This is a genomic window from Methylobacterium sp. WL103 (assembly GCF_008039885.1).
In the GTDB taxonomy this organism is placed as follows: Bacteria; Pseudomonadota; Alphaproteobacteria; order Rhizobiales; family Beijerinckiaceae; genus Methylobacterium; species Methylobacterium cerastii.
In genome coordinates, this window is record NZ_VRUX01000350.1 from 1 (window position 1) to 4,437 (window position 4,437).

The following is a 4,437-nucleotide window of genomic DNA, read 5'->3' on the forward strand; positions in this document are numbered from 1 at the left end:
TGGCGAGCTTGTTCGTCGCCGGCCCGGAATGGCGCGAGCGCCTCGGCAGCGCGTTCGACTGGCGCGAAGCCGCATCCGCCGGGCCGAGCTACCGCATCGACGCCTGGATCGACCCGCCGCTCTACACCCGGCTTCCGCCGCTGGCGGTCGCCATGTCCGGGGGCGAGCAGCGCCTGCGCGTGCCGGTGAACTCGCAGCTGATCGTGCGCATCGCGGGCGAAAGTCCGGCGCAGACGGTGCTGACGCCGGATGCCGGCCTCAAGGCCGTGCCCGGCAAGGAGCCGCGGCCGGACCTGCGCGAGGACCGGTTCCAAATCGTCGGCCCGAGCGCCGCGCTGACCATCGCGGCGCCGGGCCAGATTCAGCGCCTGGTGGTCGAGGCGATCCCCGACCTGCCGCCGGAGGTCCACGCCGTCGGCGGGCCCGAGGTGAACGGGCGCGGCACCTTCAACCTCAGCTATCGCGCCAAGGACGATTACGGCATCGCCTCCGCCGAGGGGGTCGTCGAGCCGATCGAGGGTACGCGCTCGCTGGTGCCGCCGCCGCGGATCGCCCTGGCCCTGCCCGGCGACGCCAACGGCGAGACCGACACCAAGACGCTCGTCGACCTCACCGACAACCCCTGGTCCGGCGCGCGGGTGCGCTTCACGTACCTCGTCAAGGACGAGGCCGGCCAGGAAGGCCGCACGCCGACGACCGAGATGGTGCTGCCGGCTCGCCCGTTCCGCGATCCCCTGGCGCGGGCGCTGGCAGAAGAGCGCCGCCGCCTCGTCGTGACGCCGGACGAAGGTCGCGTCCGGGTGCAGATGGCGCTCGACGCCCTGCTTGTCGCACCGGATTTGTTCACGCCGCAGCCGGGCGTGTTCCTCGGCCTGAAGACCGCGGCGCGCCGCCTGCGCGCGGCCGGGAACGACGCCGCCCTCATCGAGGTGGCGGACCTGCTTTGGGAGATGGCTCTCAAGATCGAAGACGGCGACCTCTCGGACACCGAGAAGAAGCTTCGGCAGGCGCAGGACCGGCTCAAGGAAGCGATCGACAAGAGGGCCCCCGACGACGAGATCAAGCGCCTGACGCAGGACCTGAAGCAGGCGCTCGACAAATTCATGAAGGAGCTTGCCGAGAAGCAGAGCAAGCAGCCGCGCGAGCAGGGTTCGCGCGACAAGCAGGGCCAGCCATCGAAGTCGGTGACGCCGGACGACCTCGACAAGATGCTCAAGGACATGGCCGAGGCGATGAAGCGCGGCGACACCGCCGAGGCGCAGCGCCTGATGGAGCAGCTGCGCAACATCCTCGAGAACCTGCAGAGCGCCGAGCAGGGCGGCAAGTCCGATCCGACCGCCCGCGAGATGCAGAAGCAGATGAAGGAGCTCGACCAGATGGCCCGCGAGCAGCAGGGCCTGCGCGACGAGACCTTCAAGGAAGGCCAGGAGAAGCCCGGCCCCGAGCAGGGCCAGCGGCCGCCGAACCGCAGCCAGCAGGGGCAGAAGCCCGGCCAGCGGGGGCAGCAGAGCCCCGGCCAGCAGGGCCAAAGTCAACAGGGGCAAAGTCAACAGGGCCAAGGGGAGCCGGGTCAACAGGGACAGCAGCAGGGCAAGGGCCAGCAGAAGGGCCAGCAGGGCGGCGTCGGCGAACGCCAGCAGGCCCTGCGCGAGCGCCTGCAGGACCTGCAGAACCGCATGAAGGAGAACGGCATGAAGGGCGAGGAAGGCCTGTCCGATGCCGAGGATGCCATGCGCGAGGCCGAGAACGCGCTGAAGGACGGGCAAGAGGGCGACGCCGTCGACGCGCAGGGCCGTGCGCTGGACGGGCTCAAGCGCGGCGCCGACGGCATGCAGCAACAGATGCAGGAATCGGCCGAAGCCGAGGGCGAAGGCCTGGCCGAGGCCGGCGTCGCGGGCGATGCCGAACCGGTCGAGCGCGGTCAGGAACGCCTCGCGGAACAGGCTCGGCCGGCACCAGCTCTTCTCGGCCATCTGCAGCGGCCAGTCCCAAAGGCCCTCGGCGCGCCGGGCGCCGAGCACGTCGCGGCCGATGAAGTAGCCGGTCGTGCGGTGCTCGAGGCCTTCGCCCGACAGCGTCCAGTCGGCGTTACGGAACAGGACGGCCTTGGCGCACGGGGCGATAGCTGCGTCGATCATCGGGATCCTCGCCACCTTCGCGGGAGAGGCGCGACGATCGTGCGCCCGTTCCGCGTGGAACATACGAAGAACACTGATCCGCAACGGAACGGGCGTCAAGCGCGATGTTCTCGATGCGTTCATATTTCCGGAGCGCGCCGGCGCTCTGCCTCAGCGGCGCTGGAACAGAGGGTGCTCGACGCGGTCGCCGGCCTTGATCCCGAGACGGGCGGCGGTGCCGGCGTTGAGCTCCAGCACCGACAGCACCGGCTCCGGCGAGGCGACGATGGCGGTGGAGAGCGGCTCGGTGTCGGCCGCGACCCGGGCGATGGTGCCGTCGGCGCGGATGAACACCATGTCGAGCGGCAGGTAGGTGTTCTTCATCCACATCGCGACCGGCTCGGACCGCTCGAAATCGAACAGCATGCCGTGGTTCGGCGCCATGGTGCGGCGGAACATCAGGCCGCGGGTGCGCCCGGCGTCGTCGCGCATCACCTCGACGTCGAAGCGGTGGGTGCCGTCCTTCGAACGGATGCTGAGCGGCTCGGTCTGAGCCTTGGCCTGCTGTGCGCCTTGAGCGGAGGCCGGAGCCATGGCCGGTAGGAGCGCGGGCATGCCGAGAAGCCCGAGGGCGAGGCCGCCGGCGAGGAGGTTTCGAACGCGAGACAAGCGGAGCACCATCAATGCGAGGACGGGACGGCCCCGTCGGGCAGCCGGACCTCGGCGGCCATCACGCCCTTGGAGCCGTCGCCGTATCGCACGAGCACCGTCTCGCCGGGCTTCAATTCGGCGATACCGTAGCGCCGCAGGGTCTCCATGTGGACGAAGATGTCCGGCGTGCCGTCGCCCCGCGTCAGGAATCCGAAGCCGCGCAGGCGGTTGAACCACTTCACCACGGCGGTCTCGAGCCCGCTCGTCGGCGTCACGCTGACATGGGTGCGGGGCAGCGGCAGTTCTGACGGGTGGGTCGCCGAGGATTGATCGAGCGACAGCACGCGGAAGGCCTGCCAGCCGCGGGCGCGCTCGGTCGCCTCGACCACGATGCGGGCGCCCTCGCTCGCGTTCTGGTGCCCGTCGCGGCGCAGGCAGGTGACATGGAGCAGCACGTCCGGCATGCCGTCGTCCGGGACGATGAAGCCGAACCCCTTGGCGACGTCGAACCACTTGATCCGGCCCGAGACCTCGATGAGGTCGAGCGGCTCGTCGACCTCGCCCTGCGGCGAGGTGCCGATGCCCACCCCGTCCGTCCGTGCGCTCGCCGGCCCTGATCCGAACCCGTCAGACATGTCGATAAGCAACCTACACCGAATCGCGACGTGCGTTTCGGCCTCAGGATTAACGAAGTCTTGAGGCGGCGAAAGCCTCTTTGCCCGGCAGCCCTGCTGCGTCCGGTTGCAGCGGCCGGGGAATCGGCGCGATTTTCCAAGGTTTTGCGGCTGTCCGGCATGTCGGCGTTCGGCCCAAGTCCGTGTCGGGACTCACGCTTTTGCGCCGGCGTGCCGATGGCGAAGGCCCTCGGTGAAGACAACCGAGCGCGGTCACATTCTCGTGATTGTTGCCGCGTTGCGGCAGGGCTGGGATGAGTGGCCGAGGCCTGGTCCCGCGTAGGAATTTCGACGCCGGCCATGGCCGCGCCCGGCGAATGATGCTTAGGCCCGGCATGCGATCCGATCCTCCCCTCGCCTCCGCCTCCGCCGCGTCACCGGAAGCGCCGACATCCGCGCCCGGCCGCATCCCCGCGATCGACGCGGCGCGCGCCACGGCGCTCGCAGCGATGGCCGCCTACCACCTGACCTGGGACCTCGGCTACCTCCGCCTCACGCCTGAGAACGCAGCGCTGTCGCCCGCCGGACGGATCGCGGCGCACGTCATCGCCGGCTCGTTCCTGGTGCTGGTCGGGGCCGGCCTCGTGCTGATGAACGGGCGCGGCGTGCGGTTGCGGCCGACCCTGCTGCGGCTGCTGCGGGTCGGCGGGGCCGCGATCCTGATCACGTTCGCGACATACGTCGCCTTTCCCGACAGCTTCATCTTCTTCGGCATCCTGCACTGCATCGCGGCGTCGAGCGTGCTGGCGCTGCCGTTCCTGTTCGTGCCGGCGATCGTGACGGCCCTGGCCGGCGCCCTGGTCGTGGCGCTGCCACACCTCGCGGCGCACCCGGCCCTCGACGCGCCCGCGCTGTTCTTCCTCGGCCTCGGCCGGCTGACGCCGCAGACCAACGACTACGTGCCGCTGTTCCCGTGGTTCGGGATCGTGCTGTTCGGCGTGGCCCTCGGGCGGATCGCCCTGCCCCGGTTCGCGCGCTCGCGGCCCGGGCTCTGG

At 70.3% G+C, this 4,437-nt stretch carries 3 protein-coding genes and 1 pseudogene; 2 read left to right on the forward strand and 2 right to left on the reverse strand.

Translation table 11 applies throughout. From position 1 onward, the window contains the following. A pseudogene (locus tag FV222_RS18120) lies at positions 1 to 1,874 on the forward strand (TIGR02302 family protein); the annotation flags it as partial. Between the two features lie 414 nt (positions 1,875 to 2,288). On the opposite strand, the gene FV222_RS18130 reads toward FV222_RS18120, so the two are convergent. Then, complete coding sequence (locus FV222_RS18130) at positions 2,289 to 2,732, reverse strand: DUF192 domain-containing protein (protein WP_246685528.1); 444 nt, start codon at positions 2,730 to 2,732, stop codon at positions 2,289 to 2,291. 65 nt (positions 2,733 to 2,797) lie between these two features. Next, positions 2,798 to 3,403 carry a cold-shock protein gene (locus tag FV222_RS18135; RefSeq protein WP_147762222.1) on the reverse strand — a complete coding sequence of 202 codons (606 nt, stop codon included), beginning with the start codon at positions 3,401 to 3,403 and terminating at the stop codon, positions 2,798 to 2,800. Between the two features lie 374 nt (positions 3,404 to 3,777). Here FV222_RS18135 and FV222_RS18140 point away from each other — a divergent pair. Continuing rightward, the coding region (locus FV222_RS18140) for a heparan-alpha-glucosaminide N-acetyltransferase (protein WP_147815319.1) at positions 3,778 to 4,437 on the forward strand (660 nt) is incomplete at its 3' end.

Excerpts from the sequence above, each read along its gene's own strand:
- FV222_RS18135 (WP_147762222.1), bottom strand. The coding sequence starts at position 3,403 with ATGTCTGACGGGTTCGGATCAGGGCCGGCGAGCGCACGGACGGACGGG.
- FV222_RS18130 (WP_246685528.1), bottom strand. The coding sequence starts at position 2,732 with ATGCCCGCGCTCCTACCGGCCATGGCTCCGGCCTCCGCTCAAGGCGCA.